We start from the raw sequence: 17066 nt of genomic DNA on the forward strand, positions 1-17066 counted from the left end.
GCGAACGCATATCAACTCAGGCAAGCACCGCGGCACGGGCCGGCACGGGCTGCACCGCGCGCACGTAGGCTTCGAGCTCGGCCGCGCGATGCGCCGCCGTGTGGGCCGCCAAAATGCGCCTGCGTGCCCGCCGTCCCATGCTCAGACGCTCCTCCTCGGATGTCTCCAGGAGGAGCCGCAGCACGTCGCCCGCCGCCGCCGCGAAGGCGATCTCGCCCGGGGGAGTGAGGAAGGTGTCGAGGCCGTCCCACACATCCGAAATGATGGGCGTCGCACAGGCCGCGGCCTCGAAGAGGCGCACGCTGGGGCTGAAGCCGGCGCGGATCATGTCAGCACGGGTCACGTTCAGGGTGAAGCGACAGGCGCCGTAGAACTCCGCATGGCGCGCCGGAGGCACGTGGTCGACGCGGTGCACATTGGCTGGCCACGGGATGTCCGCCGGGTATTGCGGGCCAGCGACGATGAACGACAGGTGCGACGCCTGCCTCGCAGGCTCGATCAGCAGGCGCTCCAGCGACGGCTGCCGATCGGGCGAATAGGTCCCGAGATAGCCGAGATCGTAGCGAGGCGGGCCACCCGACGGGTGATAGGTGCCGGCATCGACGCTGCAGTAGAACGGCCGTGCAGCGGGCGATCCGTAGCGCTGCTCGAGGAGGTCGAGGGTCGGCCCCCCGGTGAACGAAAGATAGAGGTCGAAGCCGGGGATGAGCTCCGCATCGAGGTAGTCGCAGCGGCCCCGGCCCAAGGCCTCTAGGGTGACCGGCGTATCGATGTCGTAGAAGGCCGTCGCACCCCGGGCATGCTGCTGCACGAAGCGGCCGACGGCTGCACCATCGGATACGTAGGAGCCGACCATGACCACGTCGGCCTGCGCGACGGTCTTTCGATAGAGCTCCAACTCCTCCACGCCGTCGTAGAGCACCAGCCGACAGAAGTCCGGGGCAACCAGATCGCGGTGCTCCGCATACCAGGGCTGGTCGCGCTCCAAGAACACGGCGCGATGACCGCGCCGCGACCACGCCTTGAGCAGCGCGCGGAAGGTCGTCGCGTGGCCGTTGCCCCATGACGAGGACAGGCTGAGGCCGAAGACGACGAGGTCGAGCGGCTTATACGGCATCATGCCACCGCCCTTTCCCGCTTGCGGGCCGCCGTCTCGGTGAGGATCGCATCGACCTTCGCGCCGCGCCGGGCGTAGGTGTGCTCGGCCAGGACGCGCCGGCGGGCGGCCTCGCCGATGGCGCGGGCACGGTGCGCCGACAGTCCCTCCAGGTGCTCGGCCACGTCGCGGCCGTCGCGCGCCACCAGCACCTCCTCGCCGGGCGCCAGAAACAGCTCGATTCCCTCCCAGGCATCCGTGATCAGGCAAGCGGCGGCACCCGTTGCCTCGAACACGCGGGTGGCCGGGGAGAAGCCGACATGGGCCATGCTGTCGCGAGCGATGTTGAGTACGGCCAGCGGCGTCGCGTTGAAGGCGTTGTGCTCGTGCGTGTAGACATGGCCGAGGTGGCGCACGTTGGCCGGCATGGCGCGGCTTTCCCAGCCGTTGCCACCAATGAGGAACGAGCGCTGCGGCAGCCGCGCCGCCGGCACCAGGAAGAATTGCGTGACGCGGGCTTCGCGGTCCGGCAGCCGGTTGCCGAGAAAGGCGAGATCGCAGGCAAAGCGCGGATCGGGCGCGGCCGGCCCATGGGTCGTGGGATCGAGCGCGTTGTAGATCGGTACGCAGCGCGCGGCGCCCAAGGCCTCGTAGGCGGCCACGACGGGATCGCCGCCTCCGTAAGTCAGCACCAGGTCCAAGGCGGGAAACGCCCGGTGCAGCGGATGGTCGGGCGCCCGGGCGAGTTCAGCCAGGGTGGCCGGTGCGTCGACGTCCCAGAAGATGCGGATGGCATGCGGCTGCGAGGCAGCGACCAGCCCGCCGAGCAGCTCGTCGTCGAAGACGCCGACGCCGCTCGCCTTAATGACGACGTCTGCCTTCGCTGCCTCGGCGATCACCCGGCGCAGCCCCTCTTCACTGGCGGGATACACCACCACTTCGGCCCACTCGGGCGCGTCCATGTCCCTATGCTGCTGCCGGTCGAAGGCGTCGGGCTCGTAGAAGACCACGCGATAGCCGCGCCCGGCCAGATCCCGAAGGAGCCCCCGATAATAGGTGGCAGCACCGTTCCAGTAGGACGACAGCAGGCTGGAACCATAGAAGGCGATGTTCATGCGGCGCTCTCCACGGGGGCTGAGGCGAGCCGGCCGGCAATCTCCAGCAGCTCGCCGGCGCGATGGGCGCAGGTATGCCGGTTGCGAATGGTGGCGAGGCCCGCGGCCGCGAGCTGGGTGCGCAGGGCCGCGTCGCCGCGCAAAGTCTTCAGGTGCCGTGTCATCTCGGCTTCGCTGGCGGCAACCAGATAGTCCTTGCCGGGTGTGAACAGCCCTTCGCTGTCGCTCCACGGTGCGGACACCAGCGGAATGCCGCAGGCCAGCGCCTCGAAAACGCGGATGGTTGGAATGCCCGGCAGTATCGAGGCGTAGAAGCGCCGCGGCACATGCACCGTCGCCAGATGACGCGCGAAGACCTCGGGCGCGCAGGCGTTCGGGAGCCAGCCGCGAAAGCGTGCGCCATGGCGGGCGAGCAGATGCTGCGCTTCATCAGGGTAGCGCACCCCGTAAACGTCGAGGGGCAGATCGGCGGCAGCCGCCGGGCGCAGCAGAAACTGCTCCAGCTCGGCGGAGCGCTCGCCGTCGCCCCAATTGCCGATCCAGACCAGGCCGTCGCGCGGGCCTTCCTCCGCCGGCGGGCGGAAGCGACGGACATCCGCGGCTTCGTGCCAGACGAAGACCCGGTCTTCCCAGCCCCAGCGCGCATAAACGTCGGCCAAGGTGCGGCCGAAGGCGAGCACGCCGTCATAGGCGGTGAGGTCGAAGGTGCGTATCGCCGCCGGATCGCTGACCGCGCGATGGTGGGTATCGTGGAAGAGCAGCAGAAAGCGGCCGCCCGACCGCCGCACCCTGCCGATGTGGGCGACGAGCCACGGCTCGTTCCACTCGTGCACAACGACGAGATCGGCGCCGTCGAGGGCCGCATCGACATCGCCAACCGTGGTGAACGGCGTCGTCACCAGCTCCGGATAGAGGTGCCGGAACGGTGCAAGTCCGTCCTCCCCATGATCGGCCAAAAGGTTCGTCAGGCTCCACGGCGCGGCCGGCTCATGCGCGCGCACCTGGTGCCCTGCGGCCGACAGTTCGCTCAGCACCCCCCTCAGAAAGTGGGCGTTTCCGTGGTTCCAGCACGACAGCAGCGACTGGGTGAAGTAGGCGATCTTCACGCTGCCGTCTCCCGGATATCGAGGGCGAGATTGGGGTGCACCCGGCGGTAGATTTCGACCAGGCCCGCTGCCATGGCCTCGACGCTGTAGCGGCCGGCCCGCGCTCGCGCCGCCTCGCCCATGCGCACGCGCTTGCCTCGATCGGCAGCCAGCGCGTCGAGGGCCGCAGCGACGGCGGCGGGGTCGTCCACAGGAGTGAACAGAGCGGCTCCGCTCCACAGCTCGCGGAAAGTGGGAATATCGGACAGGACCAGTGGACAGCCCGCCTGCGCGGCCTCAAGCACCGCCAAGCCGAATGGCTCGTAGCGCGCTGTGGAGACAAAGATCGGCTTGGCCGCCAGATAGCCGCGGATCTGAGGATCGCTCAGGACGCCCATCCGATGTACGTTCAGCAGCCCCGTGTGCGTGCCGTCCGGGCCATCGAGCGGACCCGCCGCTGCGATGCGCACGCCCGTCAGGGCAGCGGCGGCATCAAGCACGCCGATGTTCTTGCCCTCGTCCCACAGCCGCCCGGCCGTGAACGCCTGGGCAAGGGGAGCGTCCGCTCCGACGGCCGGTGGTCCAGCCCGGCCGTTGTGCACGGCGGTCGCCGCCACCGCATAGGTCGCGCTCAGCGTCTCCGCATAGGTTCGGCTCGGACAAACCACGGCGTCGGCCGCACCGAGCCCGCGCGCCATGGCTCGCGTGCGCCATACGAAATCATCCGGCAGCTCTCCGCCCCTCACCGCGGCCCACCAGCTCGCCACGCAGGAGTGCGCCGCCGCGACCACCGGAACGGCATAGCTGGCAACTGCCAGGGCCGGCGTGTTGAGGTGGACGAGGTCGGCCTCCGCCCGCGCGGCGATGGCGGCGACCGCCGCGGCCGCGGCGGTAAGCCCGGCTTCGTCTGCGGCCAGCCAGTCGAGAGGCAGGCCGCTCTGGATCACGGCCAAGCCCGGCACACTGCTGGCGGCGGCCCGCTGCGCGGCATTCATCGCCGGCCCCAGCACGACCAGCGTCGTCTCGATGCCATGCGGCGCAAGTCCTGCTGCAAGGTCCAGCGCATAGGTGAACACGCCGCCCACCGCATCCGCGGTCATCATGAGCTTGATTGGCCTCACGCTCGCTCGCATGCGGCCTCCAGTTCCGGCAGCGGCAGCGGATGCTCCTCCTGGATGTCGCTGAAGCGGTCGAACTGCCGCAGGTAATGCTCGTGCGCGCGCTCCCAGGCGCGGCCATCGGGCATGCCCCACATGCGGCGATAGTCCGGTGAAGACGGGTAGGGATAGAGTGGCACAGGATCGTTAGCCCATACGCCTGCGCCCTCGAGCCGCGCACGCCAATCCGCGACGAGCCCGGCGTCGTCGTCGGCAAGTTTGATCAGGTTCGCCTGGACGAAGGGCACCCGCCGCCGCGCATAGATCAATCGTTCCGCCAGTTCGTCCGTGCTCATGCGGCAGTTCTTGTCGAGCGCTGCACGCCCTTCCACGGTCAGGCTTTCCACGCCCGCCTCGATCGACACGCACCGCGCCGCGCCCAGGAGGTCGAGCATGTCGGGCTTCCACAGGTCGATGCGCGTCTGGACGCCGAAGGGCACCTGCCGCGCGACCAGCGCTTCGAGCAGCGGCTTCTGGGGCAGGAATATCTCGTCGATGAAGTACAGATAGACGGCTCCCTGCGCGAGAAGACCGTCGATCTCTTCCACCAGTGCTCCGAGCGAACGCCGGCGATACCGGTCGCGAAAATCGATCTTGGCGCAGAAACTGCACGCATACGGACAACCCCGCGAGGCTTCGACCTCGGCGCCGGGGCCGTCCGGTGCAGCCTCGAAGCGGTGATGATGGTGATGATGGCGCTGCACCCAGGCCTCGGGCCAGGTCAGCGCAGGGAGGTCGGTAAAGGTGGCGCTCCGCGGCCCGCCGGTGACGACATCTTGGCCCGCGTCGGCCAGGCACAAGCCTGGGATCGAGCCCCAATTCCTGCCGGCGGCGAGTTCGACGATCGCCTCCTCGCACTCGCCGCGCACGACCACGTCGACACCGAGCTTTTGCCGCGTCGTCTGCGGGGTCACGGAGCCGTGCGGGCCGACCGCCACCGTCCGGCCGCCTCGTCCGTCCAGCGCGAGCAAGAACTCCCGGGGAATCCGCAGCTCCGGCGGGGCGCAGCGCCAGAACAGATAGGATGGCGCCGTGGTGACCACGGTCATGTCGGGCGCGAAGGCGGCCACCTCGTCGGCCAGCGCCGCCATGGGCGTATCGGTGATGTGGCCGTCGGCCAGCAGGACGTCGTGGCCCGCGCATTCCAACAGCACCTTCGCAGCGCCGAGCTCGAGCGGCAGATGCGGTTCCCGGCAGCCGAAATAGATCGAGCGATCGAAGCGCCAGGTGGGATTGACGAGGGCGACGCGCATGGCTCAAGCTCCCGCCGTTTGCAGAACGGGGGTCGCGGGCGACGGGCGAATGCCGTGCTCGTCCCGCAGCCATTGCGCCAGGCGCGCGAGGCCCGCCTGCCAGGCCAGCGGAGGCGGCAGCGCGAGTTCGCGCGTAACCCGCCGGATGTCGGACACGTAATAGCGTTGATCGCCGGCCCGCGTCGGGTGGAACGAGAGCTCGGCCCGGCAGCCAAGGAGTTGCTCGGCGTGAGCGAGCACCTGCCGGAGGCTCACGGCGTTCAGGGGGCCGCCGCCCAGGTTGAAGGCGCGGCCGGCGATGCGCGCGGCCGCGCGCCACGCCCGGATATAGGCCTCCACGGCGTCGTCCACGAACAGTACATCCCGCACCTGGCGGCCGTCGCCATAGATGCTGATCGGCTCTCCGGCGAGAATGCGCAGCATGAAGTGGGCGACCCAGCCCTGGTCTTCCGTGCCCATCTGCCGCGGCCCGTAGATACAACTCATGCGCATGACCGCGGCCGGGAGGCCGAAGGAGCGGGCATAGTCCAGCACATACTGCTCCGCTGCCCCCTTTGAGCAGCCATAGGGCGTATGGAAATCGAGCGGTTGCTGTTCCGAGATGCCGCGGCCGCGCAGGATGTCGTCCGCGGGCAGATAGGCATCGTCGCGGACGGCGAGGGGCAGATCGGCCAGGTCGCCGTAGACCTTATTGGTGCTCGCGAAGATGACCGGGATATCGCCGCCCCTGAGGCGAACCGCTTCCAGCAGCCCGAGCGTCGCCGCGACGTTGATCGCAAAGTCCTCAACGGGCTCCCGCAAGCTGGTGGTCACCGCGACCTGCGCTGCGAAGTGAAAAATCGCCGAAGCCTGCTTGACGACCCCGGCAATGGTGCTGCCGTCGCGCACGTCGCCGACGAGCAGTGATACCCGGTCGCCATGCCGGGCCTGGAGCCATGCGACGTTGCGGTCGACGCCGGCGCGCGACAGATCGTCGAGGATCAGCACGTGCTCGCCCTCGCGCGCCAGCCGATCGACCAGGTTGGAGCCGATGAAGCCGGCACCGCCCGTCACCAGGATGGGCCGAAGGCCAACGACCGCTGGCGGGCTCATGCCACCAGTCCGCGCAATTCGAGCTCGCGGCGAGCGTCGTCGGCTCGGTCCACCGCCTCCTGCTGGGCCACCCATTGCGCGAGTTCCGCGAGGCCGGCCTCGAAATTCATGACCGGACGGAAGCCGAGCTCTCGCTCTGCTTTGCCGATATCGGCAAAGCAGTGTCGAATGTCGCCGGTGCGGGCCTTCCCCGTGACCTCGGCGGCCGTGTCGCGGCCCATGGCCGAGGCCAGAGATCTCGCCACCTCGGCGATCGAGAGTTCGTGGCCGCTACCGACGTTGAACACGCCCCCGGGGGCCGCCGGATGCTCCAGGGCGGCGATAAACGCGCGCGCCACGTCCGAGACGTGCACGAAATCCCGGCGTTGGCGCCCGTCCTCGAAGACCAGCGGCGCCTTACCGTTGAGGAGCCGTGAGGCGAAGATCGCCAGGACGCCCGTGTACGGATTGGAGAGCGCCTGACCCGGCCCGTAGACGTTGAACAGCCGCAGAGCCACACCCTGCATGCCGTACGCCCCGCAGATGTTGAGGGTGAGACGCTCCTGAACGTACTTGGTCAGCGCATAGACGGAGGCGAGCGCAGGGCGCTTCCACTCGGGGGTCGGGACGGGCTGCAACGGCCGCCCCTGTTCATCCACCGGGTCCCACGTGGTCGAGACCGTGGCGGTCCGCTCGGCATCCTCCACTGGCTCGCCATCGACGGTCCGGTACAGGCCTTCCCCATAAATGCTCATGGACGAGGCGACGACCACCCGACGTACCGGCCGCTCGATGAGCTGCTGGAACACGACCGCGGTGCCGAGATCGTTCACGGCGACATAACGGTCGATGGCGTACATGCTCTGGCCGACGCCGACTTCGGCAGCCAGATGGATGAGTGCGTCGGCCCCTCGGAGCGCACGGCCGACCGCATTGCCGTCGCGCACATCGCCCTGCTGGAATTCGACCTCTGCCGGGAGCTGGGCTGGCGCCGCCCTACCCTGATGCACCTGCTCGATCAGGCTGTCGAGCATGCGCACCCGATAGCCGCGCTGAAGCAAAGCCTGGGCGAGGTGGCGGCCGATGAATCCGGCGCCACCGGTGATGAGAACAGTCTCCATCATGGCCTCGGCAATTTAGCGGTGGACAAGCTTGCTGAAGCGGCTGTCCGGCTCGTCCTGATAGAGGAAAGCCAGTTTCTTTTCCTCAAATTTCTCGAAGAAATCATCCCACGAGATGTATTCGAGGCTCTCTTCAGGTTTCTCACAGTCGATTCGAAGGAGTCCGGGATCATCTTTTTTCCCCGTCCCTTTTACCCTCGCGGGCTTGCCGCCGCGGGCTTCCGCCCACTTGCGAATGGTGCCGTGATCGGTTGTCGTCTTTCCTTGCGACATGGGCGAACTCCGTTCGTCAGATCAGAGAACGGTGAGCTACAAAGTAGGTTCCGAAGAATATCTTCCGCATGGAGCGCAAATTATTTTCTTCAGCTGGGCTGTATACCTGCCATGTTCTTGGGCTAGAGCATTGTCGGACCACTTTCCGTTGCGCGAGCCCGGATCCGATCGGCCGATGCAGCCAAGCTGAAAGGCGAGGTAGCAGGGCCAGAGGAAGCGGAGGAGGTCGAGGTCAACCGACACGCCGTGCGCGCCAAGTCGCTCGAGGACCACGAGGAGTTCGGAACGCGTGAGATCCAGCTCGTGAACGGCGCCGGTCACGTCCCAGGCGACGTCTTGGCACCCGACGATGTCATGCCCATCGCAATGGTCGTAGCCATCGCACTTCAGCACCCGGCCGTCGCGTGTGCAGAGCCATTCCCAGCGATGCAGGCGGCCGTCGGTCTCGATCCGGCGAACGCGTGGCTCCAGCATGCGAGCCCAGGACAGCCACGGCGCCTCCGGCAGCGGCTGTTCGAGCGCTTCCGAGGCGTTGTGAACCAGCATACGGGCGAGTTCGTCGAGCGACGCCCCACGATCCGGCGTGGCGGGCAGCCGTTGGGCCCGAAACGCGAGGTAAGCTGCCACGTGTGCCAGAAAGCCGGCACGCTCCTGCCCGGCACCGGCCATTCGGGCGTCCTCGATCCACTCCTCGACAAGAAAGCCGTAGCGCAGCCCCAGGACAGGGGGTGAGAGGCCGGCTTCGGCGAGGACACGTGCGCGCCGATGGACCGCCTCGCCATACCGGCCGAGCCCGGCAAAGCGCAGCAGAAATCGTCCGCGCTCACTGCGCAGCAGATACTTGCGACGCTCCCACATCGGCTGTGCCGGGAGCCGTGCGCCAAGGGGGTGATGGCGCCGCCATTCGCCTGCGCTCATGTCCTCCAGCGGCTCGACGGCCGGGCCTGTGAGGTCGGCAACCCAGGAGGCCAGATGCGGCAACACCACATCCTCGAAGCTCGCGACGTGGCGCGGAGCGTGCTGCCACGCAGCCCGGTCGGCGTCGCTTGCCGCGGCGCCCGGCAAGCCGCCATGAGACGGAAAGAAGTGCACGCGGCGCGCCGGGCATCCAAGACTGCGGAGAGCTCTGCCGACAGCCAAGAATGAGCTGCCCGATAACCCCGGGCCTTCGTCGACCACGGCAACCGGCTGCCCGGTACAGGCGGCAAGGCGCCTCTGAAGTTCGGGGGCCAGCGCCAGCCTGCGCGCGAACGGGGGGCCGATGGGACGCACGGAGACCATGAACGGCGCGGCGGTGGCCGCGCTGACGATGGCAGCCAAGCCGATGCCGATGCTGCGAATGCCGATCACGGCGCCCGGGCACTCCCCGAGCCGGCGGGCGGCAGCGACATAGGCTTCGGGGTAGACGGCGTAGAAGGCAAAGCCCTCCTGCCGGCGGCAGGCGACGGCGCCGGGTAGAGGCATGGCCGCGAGCTGGCGCATGGCGCTGCGGGCGGCATCCATGGGTGTGACCCTGCTGTCTCCGGAGCGAATGACGGCGCCGGCCAAGGCCCGAAGCACTTCTGCACCCGAACACCCCCGAAGCGTCAATCGGTCGGTTCCCGCTCGAGCGAACTCGGCGTCGACAAGGCCCTGGCTGAGCTCGGCCACATCGATGAAAATGGCAACAAGCGCCGCATGCGAACGGTTTCCTGGTTCCAGGCGCTCCAGGCGTTCGCATGCAACCTGCAGGCGTGCCAATTCCGCACGGGGTTCAACCGTCCGCTCGCGATCACCGAACACCAGCATCAGCACGAAAGGAAGGATCCGGGGGAAAGTTCCGTCGAGGGGAGCGTCAGGCAGCCGCGCTCGCCCCTCCGGATCGGGAACGATGATCAGGCCACCTAATTTGCTGCCCGTGTCCGGATCGCGTCAGCCCCCTCCGTCCCGCGAACAAGCATCGCAACAGAGCAAGCGCGGCGGCCTGGGCCGTGCGCTCGGCCTCGGACTGATCACCGGCGCGACGACGACCCCTCGGCCATCGGCACCTATGCCAGTGCGGGGGCCCGCTTCGGGCCTGACATCCTGTGGACCGCGCCGGTCACACTGCCGATGATGTATGTCGTCGTGTACCTGTCGTCGAAGCTCGGGCAAGTATCGGGCCGCGGCCTCTTCCACGTCATCAAGGACTTTTATCGCTGGCTCCTGTGGAGGGTGTTGATCGGCGTTCTGATCGGCAACACGGTCGAGGCCGCCGCCGATCTCGGCGGGATGGCGGCCGCCATCAATCTGTTCGTGCCGCTGCCGATTCCGCTGATCGTCGCGGTGGTCGCGATCGCCTTGTTCGTGCTGCAAATATTCGGGTCCTACACGCTCATCCGCAATTTGTTTCGCTGGCTGGCGCTGGCGCTGCTGGCCTATGTGGGCGCCGCCATCCTCGCCAAGCCGGACGCCATGGCCGTGCTCCGCGGCACGCTCCTTCCCACGTGGAGTTCAGCCGCGAGTTCTTGTCGATCCCCGTGGCGATCATCGGCACGACGCTGTCGGCCTAGCTTTATACCTGGCAGTCCAATGAGGAGGTCGAGGAGAAGATCTCGGAGGGGCAGCCCACGGCCTCGCAACGGAAGGGCGCGACGGACGCCGAGCTGCGGCGCAGCCGAAGGGATATTATCATCGGCATGACGTCCTCGAACCTCGTCATGTATTTCATCATCCTGGCGACTGCCTCACCCTGTACAAGACAGGCCAGCATGAGATCGACACGGCGGCGCAGGCCGCCGAGGCGCTCCGTCCCCTCGCGGGCGACGCCCCTGCGATGCTGTTTGCCGCCGGGGTGATCGGCGTCGGCTTCTTGGCGGCGCCCGTCATGACGACCGGCGCCGCCTATGACCTTTGCCAGGCTCTCGGATGGCGCCACAGCCTGCATGCCACCTTCCGCGAGGCGCCGCGCTTCTACCTGGCGATCGGCGCCTTCACCTTCATCGGCGTAGCTCTCAACTTTCTTGGCTTCAATCCGATCAAGGCACTCGTCTGGTCCGGCATCGTTCAGGGCTTCTCGACGCCGCCACTCTTTTGCTGAAGATGCTGATGACCAACAATCACCGCATCATGGGCGACAACGTCAACGGCCGCGGCACCAACGTCCTGGGGTGGCTGACGACCGGGGTGATCTTTCTCGCTAGCGCCGGACTATGCGCCACCTGGTTGATCTGAAGCTCGGCTGAGGCTCGACGCTGTTCGTCGCCTGGCAAGCCGCCGGCTCTCAGTTTCGCTTGGGCGAGCGCAGGTCGCGCGAAGTCTCTTGGGCCTGGGCACGACCGATCTGCTCGTCGGTGTTCGGATGGCCGCCGGCTTCATCATCCGTGCCCAAGGGGGCGGCGGCGGGATCGCTGCCCGGCACCTTGTCGCCGGTCTTGCCGCTGTCGATCTGATGGCGAAGCTGTTCGCTGGTCGGACGGGAATGGGGCGTCTTGGCCATGAGTGTGCTCCTCGCTGATCCAAGGCAACAGCGAGCACCACCGCCGGTTCCACTCGGCTGGTCGTCAGGGCCTGGCCTCCGGTTTCCATGCATTCGGGCCGGCGCGCACAGCACGTGCGCCGCGCGCTTGATCTCGACGGAACGAATGGCGCGCTTGCGGCTTCTTGAGACAGCCAACCGTCCCAGGAGTTCGCCATGCCCCAGCCAGATCTCAAGGCCTTGTTCCTGCACCAGCTCAACGACACGTATGCGGCCGAGCAAGCGATCGTGAAGGCCCTGCCCAAGATGGCTGAAGCGGCCCGTTCCGACGAGCTGCGCGGCGCCTTCGGCGTCCACCTGGAGGAGACCAAGACTCAGGTGACGCGGCTCGAAGGCATCTTCCGCACCCTGGGTGAGAAGCCGCAAGCGGTGGAATGCAAGGCTATGGCAGGCATCCTGGGCGAAGGCGAGGAAATGATCCGGGAGTTCGGCGCCGGTGAGGCGCTCGACGCCGGGCTGATCGCGGCGGCGCAGGCGGTCGAGCACTACGAGATTACGCGATACGGCACGCTGCTCGCCTGGGCGAGGCAACTGGCGCTCAAGGATGTCGAGGCGCCGCTCACCGACACCCTGATCGAGGAAGAGAACACGGATAGCATCCTGTCTGAACTCGCCGAAGAGGCCATAAACGCAAAGGCTGCATGAGCGAATAGTCGGATATTCAGACAATGTGAGCCGCCATTTGACCGTTCGTCTTCGATCGCAAGCTTATCATATGCTCCGGTCGGTCCCGCACGTGTGCGAGGGAACTTCGACTGGACAATCATCTCCAGAATAGGGCGGCGGATTGCCCGACCTTCTACCGCCCGGCGTCGTTAGATGCTTATCAAGCGGAGGATGCAAACCATGAAATTGCCATTGATCGCCTTGGCTGCGATGCTCGTCGCAACGCCGCTGGCTGCGCAGTCGCTCGGAGAAAAGTCCGGCGTCAACTCAGCGCTTGGGATCGCTCCCAAGACCGCTGATTTCGTGAGCCAGGCCGCGGTCAGCGACATGTTCGAGATCGAGTCGAGCAAGCTCGCGCTCGAGCGTTCCGACGGCCCGACGAAGGCCTTCGCCGAACAGATGATCAAGGATCACGAGAAGACCAGCATTGAACTGAAGGGGCTTATCTCGAGCGGCAAGGTGAAGGAAAGTGCACCGACGGCCCTGGACAGCGCTCATCAAGCCAAGCTGGACAAGCTCAAGGGCTTGAAGGGCACGGACTTTACGAAGCAGTATCACGACGATCAGGTCAGTGCTCACCAGGAGGCCGTCTCGCTCTTCCAGCGCTATGGCAAAGGGGGCGACAACCCGGCTCTGAAGGAATGGGCGGCCAAGACAGCGCCTGCACTCGAGCACCACCTCGACATGGCAAAGAAACTCGACAACTGACGGGGACTATCCCCGTACAATCGATTGTAAGCCTCAGCCTAACGTTCACAAAGCCGCATCCTCAGCACGGCTCGCGGCGAAGACGTCCGTTTCGGCCGCGACTTGGCTTCAGCGAGCGTCTTCTGCCTGTCGAGACCCGGTCAGGGACTTCGCTGATTGAACAACAACGGGACCCCAGCGTTCCTGCCATAGGATCACACGCAGCTCCGAAGGGTCTTCCGATGTCGTTCAACGAGACGATTGATGCCGCCCAACAAAGTAATTCTTCCCGTCTGCCGCGGGAGGCGGCTTCAAACCGCAACAGCCGTCAGGCGTCTCGGCAAAGCGGAGATTTGACGACGTCGGTTGTCAAACCTTCCGGGAGCGTTGCGAGCGAAGTCGCGGATTGGATCGGTCGGAATCCTGTCTTGAGTATCGCTGTCGCGGCCGCGGTAGGCTATGTCGTCGGTACCCATGCGAGGGAATGATCGACCATCTGCCGCCAACTCGCGACGGTACATGCCGGGCGCCGAGCAAAGCGCTTTACGATGGGTGGAACGCCCTGGTCGCGAATGGAACGCTTCAGACACGGATGTGGAGCAAGGAGCCAGCGTGGCGGCAGTCATCGCATAGGTCGCCCCGCCGTCGCGTGCCCCAGCTAAATGCAGCCGAGGTGACGCTACCAGGCTGGAGATCGACAAGTCATGGCATGCGACAGGATGTCCGCCGAAGTGCCAGCCTCCCGCCAGACATTCGTCTAGAGCATTTCCGCGCTTCTTCTAATCGTCGAAATGCTCTATGTGTCTGTTTTGTCGCGTTTTCTTCACGCGAACCGGCGTCCACTTCGCTCGAAAACGCTCTAGTATTTTCCTACGCGTAGGAACTTGAGCTCGCCCTCTGGAATTTGACCAGCAATCTGCTCATGGTCGAGAGCTTGCTCGAACGCAAATTTGTAGCCGTGCTCGACAAACTTCTCCACCGCCGCCTTCGCGACGTCGAGATTGTCGATGTGCGCGAGCCACTCTTGGTACAAACCGCCTTCGTCGCGATACCTGAGCTTGAACCCAGCTGACATTTGGTCCTCCAACATATTCGTTCGACGCCATCGGGTACCTCATCGTCTAGAACGTGCCGCGCCGCACATGGTTCTGGCCCCACACCTCTTCTTCGAGCTTGAGCCAGCAGCCGCTCACCGCTCATTCAGGCGGAAGGCGGCTCGGCTTATATTCGGCGACCCCTCCTTGGGACCCGCGATGGCTATTTGCGTGATCGATGGAGGTAGCGGTGCAGGTTGCGCTATGAGCTTGCGCCAAGCATCTCAAGCGGCGTCGATGATGTCCCCGTGGATGTCGACGATGCGGTGGAGGGGCCGCCAAAGGCAGCTTGAGCGCTGACTCGTCCGCCATCAAAGTCGAACTCGTACAGGCGAACTGGACCGAGGAGCGCCTGGCGCTGGCCGCGGCGGGCGCGGGCGGCTGCGGCGCGATGGAACGAAGTTCGAAGGCGGGCCATGATCCTCGATGACTCAGTCGAGCCGAGGCCGCGCCACCGCGCTCATCGGAGGGCGCGATCGCGAGCGGGCGGTCCGGATGGTGTTGGGTCGACGCCGACACCGCGCTTCGGAGCGGAGTCGTCATGTCCGCGGTCGCGGGCACGAAGAAGCCTTGGGGGACAAGGTTCGAGATGCACCTGCCGCGGTATACGACACGCTTCGAACGTACGAGCTTTGCCTTCGGAGGGTGACGGTGCGTTATGCGCCGCGCGAATGTAGGCGCCGCGCCCTTCGCACTGTCAGCATTGTGCGGGGCGTCTCGCTGAAGTGCTTACACAGCGCTTACAAGGTCGAGGCAACTCGCATGTAAGCAGCAACGCGGCCTTGCGAGGCCGCGTTATCGCTTTGATTATTATAAGAGAAATGGAGCGGGCGAAGGGATTCGAACCCTCGACCCCAACCTTGGCAAGGTTGTGCTCTACCCCTGAGCTACACCCGCATCCGTTCGGCGCCGGCTGTCGCCGCCACCGAGGCGCGCTTCATGCCGGAAATGGGCGGCCGACGCAAGAGGTCTTTGTGGGCGGCTGTGCATAAATCGGCATGTGCCGACCTGCGCGCCGGGCCGGCGCTGGAGCGGCGAGCCTTTGCGCCTGCGGTCGCTGGCGCCGCGGAGCGCCATGGCGGGGGGCGTCGCGGTGGGAGCCGGCGCTGCGGCGCCAGCGGCGTGGTCGATGTCGCTCGCCACGCAAAAGCGGATGCCACCCGGCCCATCCTGCATTAGAAGCTGATTGCCAGGGCCCTGGCCGCGCACCATGTTGATCGCACTTCCGGTCGAGATGCGCTGTCGCCAAGGGCAGTGCCAAGGGTTGCCAATATGCTCGAACAAACGACCACCGCGCCGCCGAGCGCCGTCAAGGACGTCACTACGGCGACGTTCACCCAGGACGTCATCTCCGATTCGATGCGGCAGCCCGTGTTGGTCGACTTCTGGGCACCCTGGTGCGGTCCCTGCAAGCAGCTGGCGCCGGTGCTCGAAAAGGTCGTCGACTCGACCCAGGGCAAGGTCAAGCTGGTCAAGATGAACATCGACGACCATCCCCAGGTGGCCGGCCAGCTCGGCATCCAGTCGATTCCCGCGGTCATCGCCTTCCAGCGCGGCCAGCCGGTCGATGGCTTCATGGGCGCCGTGCCGGAGGCCCAGATCCGCGGCTTTATCGAGCGGCTGGTTGGCCCGCTGGGGCCGACGGCGACCGAGGAGCTGCTGGCCGAGGCCGAAGCGCTGGTAGCGAATGGCGATGCCGCCGGCGCCGCCCAGGTCTATGCCGAGATCCTCGCCGACGACCCGGAGAACGCCGACGCGATCGGAGCCATGGCCAAGCTGCACCTCGATCTGGAGGATCTGGAGGGCGCCAGGCGCTTCCTGGCCATGGCGCCGGAGGACAAGGCGGACCATCCGGCGATTGCCTCCGCCCGTTCGGCCATCGAGCTTGCCGAGCAGGCTGCCGAGGTCGGATCCACGGGCGAGTTGGAAGCCAAGGTGGCGGCGGACCCGAATGACCTTCAGGCACGTTTCGACCTGGCGCTGGCGCTCGCCGCCAAGGGCCAGCGCGAGGCGGCGCTCGATCACCTGCTCGCCATCTTCAAGGCGGACCGGTCGTGGAACGAGGGTGCGGCGCGCAAGCAGCTGGTGCAGATGTTCGAGGCCTGGGGTCCTATGGACCCGCTGTCGGTCACGGGCCGGCGCAAGCTGTCGTCGCTGATGTTCTCGTGAGTCGGGCGCGGACGCAGCCGTGCCGAGGCGCCGCGGCGGGGCGGGGTAGCGACCAGCATTGGGAGAGGTGAGGCTGCCGTGGTGATGAACGCCGTCTACCGGGGCCCTCAGGATTGCCCGAGGACCATCCCGCTGTTCCCTCTGTCGGGGGCGCTGCTGTTGCCGCGGGGCGAGATGCCGCTCAACATCTTCGAGCCGCGCTACCTCGCCATGGTGGACGACGCGCTCGCCGGACGCCGTCTCATCGGCATCATCCAGCCGATCGAGGAAGCGCTGCCGGACGGGCCGCCGCCCGCCCTCTACCAGGTGGGCTGCGCCGGCCGGATCACCCAGTGGGCCGAGACCGGCGACGGGCGTTATCTCGTCACGCTCACCGGGGTCGCGCGCTTCATGGTCGCCGAGGAGGTCTCCGGCACCACGCTCTACCGCCAGGCCAAGGTGGACTATGCGTTCCCGATCGATTTCTCCGCCCGCGCGGGGGAGGACGAGGTGGACCGCGAAGGGGTGATCGCCGCGCTTGCCGCCTTCGTGAAGGCCAACCAGCTCAAGATCGACTGGCGCGGCGTGCAGAATGCGCCCAACGAGGCCCTCGTCAATGCCCTGTCGATGATGAGCCCCTACGGTGCCAAGGAGAAGCAGGCGCTGTTGGAGGCGCCGGATCTGAAGGCGCGGGCGGACATGCTGATCGCCATCACCGAGATCGAGCTGGCGCGCGACGCCGGCAGTTCCGACACGTCGCTGCAATAGCCGGCGCCGCTGCCGCGTCCACCGCATCCCTCCCGA

General features: G+C 66.6%; 18 protein-coding genes and 1 tRNA gene. 7 read left to right on the forward strand and 12 right to left on the reverse strand.

Annotation, left to right across the window (positions count from 1 at the left end; all coding sequences use genetic code 11):
• Nucleotides 1-16 precede the first annotated feature (16 nt).
• The 9 genes from IEW34_RS20210 to IEW34_RS20250 are packed head-to-tail and all read right to left on the reverse strand — an operon-like array spanning nucleotide 17 to nucleotide 9965.
• Nucleotides 17-1117, reverse strand: coding sequence for a CgeB family protein (locus IEW34_RS20210; protein ID WP_188611167.1), 1101 nt, complete (start codon nucleotides 1115-1117; stop codon nucleotides 17-19).
• Complete coding sequence (locus IEW34_RS20215; protein WP_188611024.1) at nucleotides 1117-2211, reverse strand: CgeB family protein; 1095 nt, start codon at nucleotides 2209-2211, stop codon at nucleotides 1117-1119. Before IEW34_RS20215 ends, IEW34_RS20210 begins: the two co-directional genes overlap by 1 nt.
• Nucleotides 2208-3317, reverse strand: coding sequence for a CgeB family protein (locus IEW34_RS20220; RefSeq protein WP_188611025.1), 1110 nt, complete (start codon nucleotides 3315-3317; stop codon nucleotides 2208-2210). The genes IEW34_RS20215 and IEW34_RS20220 overlap by 4 nt, the downstream gene beginning before the upstream one ends.
• Nucleotides 3314-4417: a glycosyltransferase family 4 protein gene (locus IEW34_RS20225; protein ID WP_244642107.1), complete on the reverse strand. Its 1104-nt coding sequence runs from the start codon at nucleotides 4415-4417 to the stop codon at nucleotides 3314-3316. The genes IEW34_RS20220 and IEW34_RS20225 overlap by 4 nt, the downstream gene beginning before the upstream one ends.
• On the reverse strand, nucleotides 4414-5706 hold the full coding sequence (locus IEW34_RS20230; RefSeq protein WP_188611026.1) for a TIGR04295 family B12-binding domain-containing radical SAM protein: 1293 nt from the start codon (nucleotides 5704-5706) through the stop codon (nucleotides 4414-4416). The genes IEW34_RS20225 and IEW34_RS20230 overlap by 4 nt, the downstream gene beginning before the upstream one ends.
• Before the next feature lie 3 nt (nucleotides 5707-5709).
• Nucleotides 5710-6798 carry an SDR family NAD(P)-dependent oxidoreductase gene (locus tag IEW34_RS20235; protein ID WP_188611027.1) on the reverse strand — a complete coding sequence of 363 codons (1089 nt, stop codon included), beginning with the start codon at nucleotides 6796-6798 and terminating at the stop codon, nucleotides 5710-5712.
• The gene (locus tag IEW34_RS20240) at nucleotides 6795-7901 is read right to left on the reverse strand and encodes an NAD-dependent epimerase/dehydratase family protein (protein WP_188611028.1); all 1107 of its coding nucleotides are present in this window, start codon (nucleotides 7899-7901) and stop codon (nucleotides 6795-6797) included. The genes IEW34_RS20235 and IEW34_RS20240 overlap by 4 nt, the downstream gene beginning before the upstream one ends.
• A gap of 12 nt (nucleotides 7902-7913) precedes the next feature.
• The gene (locus tag IEW34_RS20245; protein ID WP_188611029.1) at nucleotides 7914-8171 is read right to left on the reverse strand and encodes a hypothetical protein; all 258 of its coding nucleotides are present in this window, start codon (nucleotides 8169-8171) and stop codon (nucleotides 7914-7916) included.
• A 36-nt stretch (nucleotides 8172-8207) separates the two neighbouring features.
• Entirely contained in the window at nucleotides 8208-9965 is a 1758-nt protein-coding gene (locus tag IEW34_RS20250; RefSeq protein WP_188611030.1) for a protein kinase family protein, read from the reverse strand.
• Nucleotides 9966-10232: 267 nt separating this feature from the next.
• Here IEW34_RS20250 and IEW34_RS30645 point away from each other — a divergent pair, with 267 nt between their 5' ends.
• The 3 genes from IEW34_RS30645 to IEW34_RS30940 all read left to right on the forward strand — a co-directional run bounded on the left by IEW34_RS30645 (nucleotide 10233) and on the right by IEW34_RS30940 (nucleotide 11363).
• Entirely contained in the window at nucleotides 10233-10832 is a 600-nt protein-coding gene (locus IEW34_RS30645) for a divalent metal cation transporter (protein ID WP_505626009.1), read from the forward strand.
• Between the two features lie 73 nt (nucleotides 10833-10905).
• Nucleotides 10906-11229: a divalent metal cation transporter gene (locus IEW34_RS30650; RefSeq protein WP_244642116.1), complete on the forward strand. Its 324-nt coding sequence runs from the start codon at nucleotides 10906-10908 to the stop codon at nucleotides 11227-11229.
• Between the two features lie 8 nt (nucleotides 11230-11237).
• Nucleotides 11238-11363: a hypothetical protein gene (locus IEW34_RS30940; protein ID WP_280516318.1), complete on the forward strand. Its 126-nt coding sequence runs from the start codon at nucleotides 11238-11240 to the stop codon at nucleotides 11361-11363.
• Nucleotides 11364-11412: 49 nt separating this feature from the next.
• On the opposite strand, the gene IEW34_RS20260 is transcribed toward IEW34_RS30940, so the two are convergent.
• Nucleotides 11413-11628, reverse strand: coding sequence for a hypothetical protein (locus IEW34_RS20260; protein ID WP_188611031.1), 216 nt, complete (start codon nucleotides 11626-11628; stop codon nucleotides 11413-11415).
• Nucleotides 11629-11823: 195 nt separating this feature from the next.
• Between IEW34_RS20260 and IEW34_RS20265 the strand changes: the two genes are divergently transcribed.
• Nucleotides 11824-12312 (forward strand): YciE/YciF ferroxidase family protein, encoded by a 489-nt coding sequence (locus IEW34_RS20265; RefSeq protein WP_188611032.1) that lies wholly within the window; start codon nucleotides 11824-11826, stop codon nucleotides 12310-12312.
• Nucleotides 12313-12513: 201 nt separating this feature from the next.
• Nucleotides 12514-13041: a DUF4142 domain-containing protein gene (locus tag IEW34_RS20270; protein ID WP_188611033.1), complete on the forward strand. Its 528-nt coding sequence runs from the start codon at nucleotides 12514-12516 to the stop codon at nucleotides 13039-13041.
• Nucleotides 13042-13879: 838 nt separating this feature from the next.
• On the opposite strand, the gene IEW34_RS20275 is transcribed toward IEW34_RS20270, so the two are convergent.
• Together IEW34_RS20275 and IEW34_RS20280 are read right to left on the reverse strand one after the other, a co-directional pair.
• A complete protein-coding gene (locus IEW34_RS20275) occupies nucleotides 13880-14095 on the reverse strand; it encodes a hypothetical protein (RefSeq protein WP_188611034.1) in 216 nt (71 codons plus the stop codon).
• Between the two features lie 841 nt (nucleotides 14096-14936).
• Nucleotides 14937-15011, reverse strand: a tRNA-Gly gene (locus IEW34_RS20280).
• 375 nt (nucleotides 15012-15386) lie between these two features.
• On the opposite strand from IEW34_RS20280, the gene trxA reads away from it, so the two are divergent.
• Both trxA and IEW34_RS20290 read left to right on the forward strand, forming a co-directional pair.
• Nucleotides 15387-16283, forward strand: a complete 897-nt coding sequence (gene trxA / locus IEW34_RS20285; protein ID WP_188611035.1) for a thioredoxin — start codon at nucleotides 15387-15389, stop codon at nucleotides 16281-16283.
• Between the two features lie 78 nt (nucleotides 16284-16361).
• Nucleotides 16362-17030 carry an LON peptidase substrate-binding domain-containing protein gene (locus IEW34_RS20290; RefSeq protein ID WP_188611036.1) on the forward strand — a complete coding sequence of 223 codons (669 nt, stop codon included), beginning with the start codon at nucleotides 16362-16364 and terminating at the stop codon, nucleotides 17028-17030.
• Nucleotides 17031-17066: the final 36 nt, after the last annotated feature.

The organism is Chelatococcus reniformis, assembly GCF_014640075.1.
GTDB classification, from domain to species: Bacteria; Pseudomonadota; Alphaproteobacteria; order Rhizobiales; family Beijerinckiaceae; genus Camelimonas; species Camelimonas reniformis.

Bases quoted from the DNA above. Each gene is read 5' to 3' on its own strand.
- IEW34_RS20275 (WP_188611034.1), bottom strand. From the start codon at position 14,095: ATGTCAGCTGGGTTCAAGCTCAGGTATCGCGACGAAGGCGGTTTGTAC.
- IEW34_RS20215 (WP_188611024.1), bottom strand. From the start codon at position 2,211: ATGAACATCGCCTTCTATGGTTCCAGCCTGCTGTCGTCCTACTGGAAC.
- IEW34_RS20270 (WP_188611033.1), top strand. From the start codon at position 12,514: ATGAAATTGCCATTGATCGCCTTGGCTGCGATGCTCGTCGCAACGCCG.
- IEW34_RS20230 (WP_188611026.1), bottom strand. From the start codon at position 5,706: ATGCGCGTCGCCCTCGTCAATCCCACCTGGCGCTTCGATCGCTCGATC.
- IEW34_RS20240 (WP_188611028.1), bottom strand. From the start codon at position 7,901: ATGATGGAGACTGTTCTCATCACCGGTGGCGCCGGATTCATCGGCCGC.
- IEW34_RS30940 (WP_280516318.1), top strand. From the start codon at position 11,238: ATGACCAACAATCACCGCATCATGGGCGACAACGTCAACGGCCGCGGC.
- IEW34_RS20210 (WP_188611167.1), bottom strand. From the start codon at position 1,117: ATGCCGTATAAGCCGCTCGACCTCGTCGTCTTCGGCCTCAGCCTGTCC.
- trxA (WP_188611035.1), top strand. From the start codon at position 15,387: ATGCTCGAACAAACGACCACCGCGCCGCCGAGCGCCGTCAAGGACGTC.
- IEW34_RS20260 (WP_188611031.1), bottom strand. From the start codon at position 11,628: ATGGCCAAGACGCCCCATTCCCGTCCGACCAGCGAACAGCTTCGCCAT.
- IEW34_RS20265 (WP_188611032.1), top strand. From the start codon at position 11,824: ATGCCCCAGCCAGATCTCAAGGCCTTGTTCCTGCACCAGCTCAACGAC.
- IEW34_RS20235 (WP_188611027.1), bottom strand. From the start codon at position 6,798: ATGAGCCCGCCAGCGGTCGTTGGCCTTCGGCCCATCCTGGTGACGGGC.
- IEW34_RS20245 (WP_188611029.1), bottom strand. From the start codon at position 8,171: ATGTCGCAAGGAAAGACGACAACCGATCACGGCACCATTCGCAAGTGG.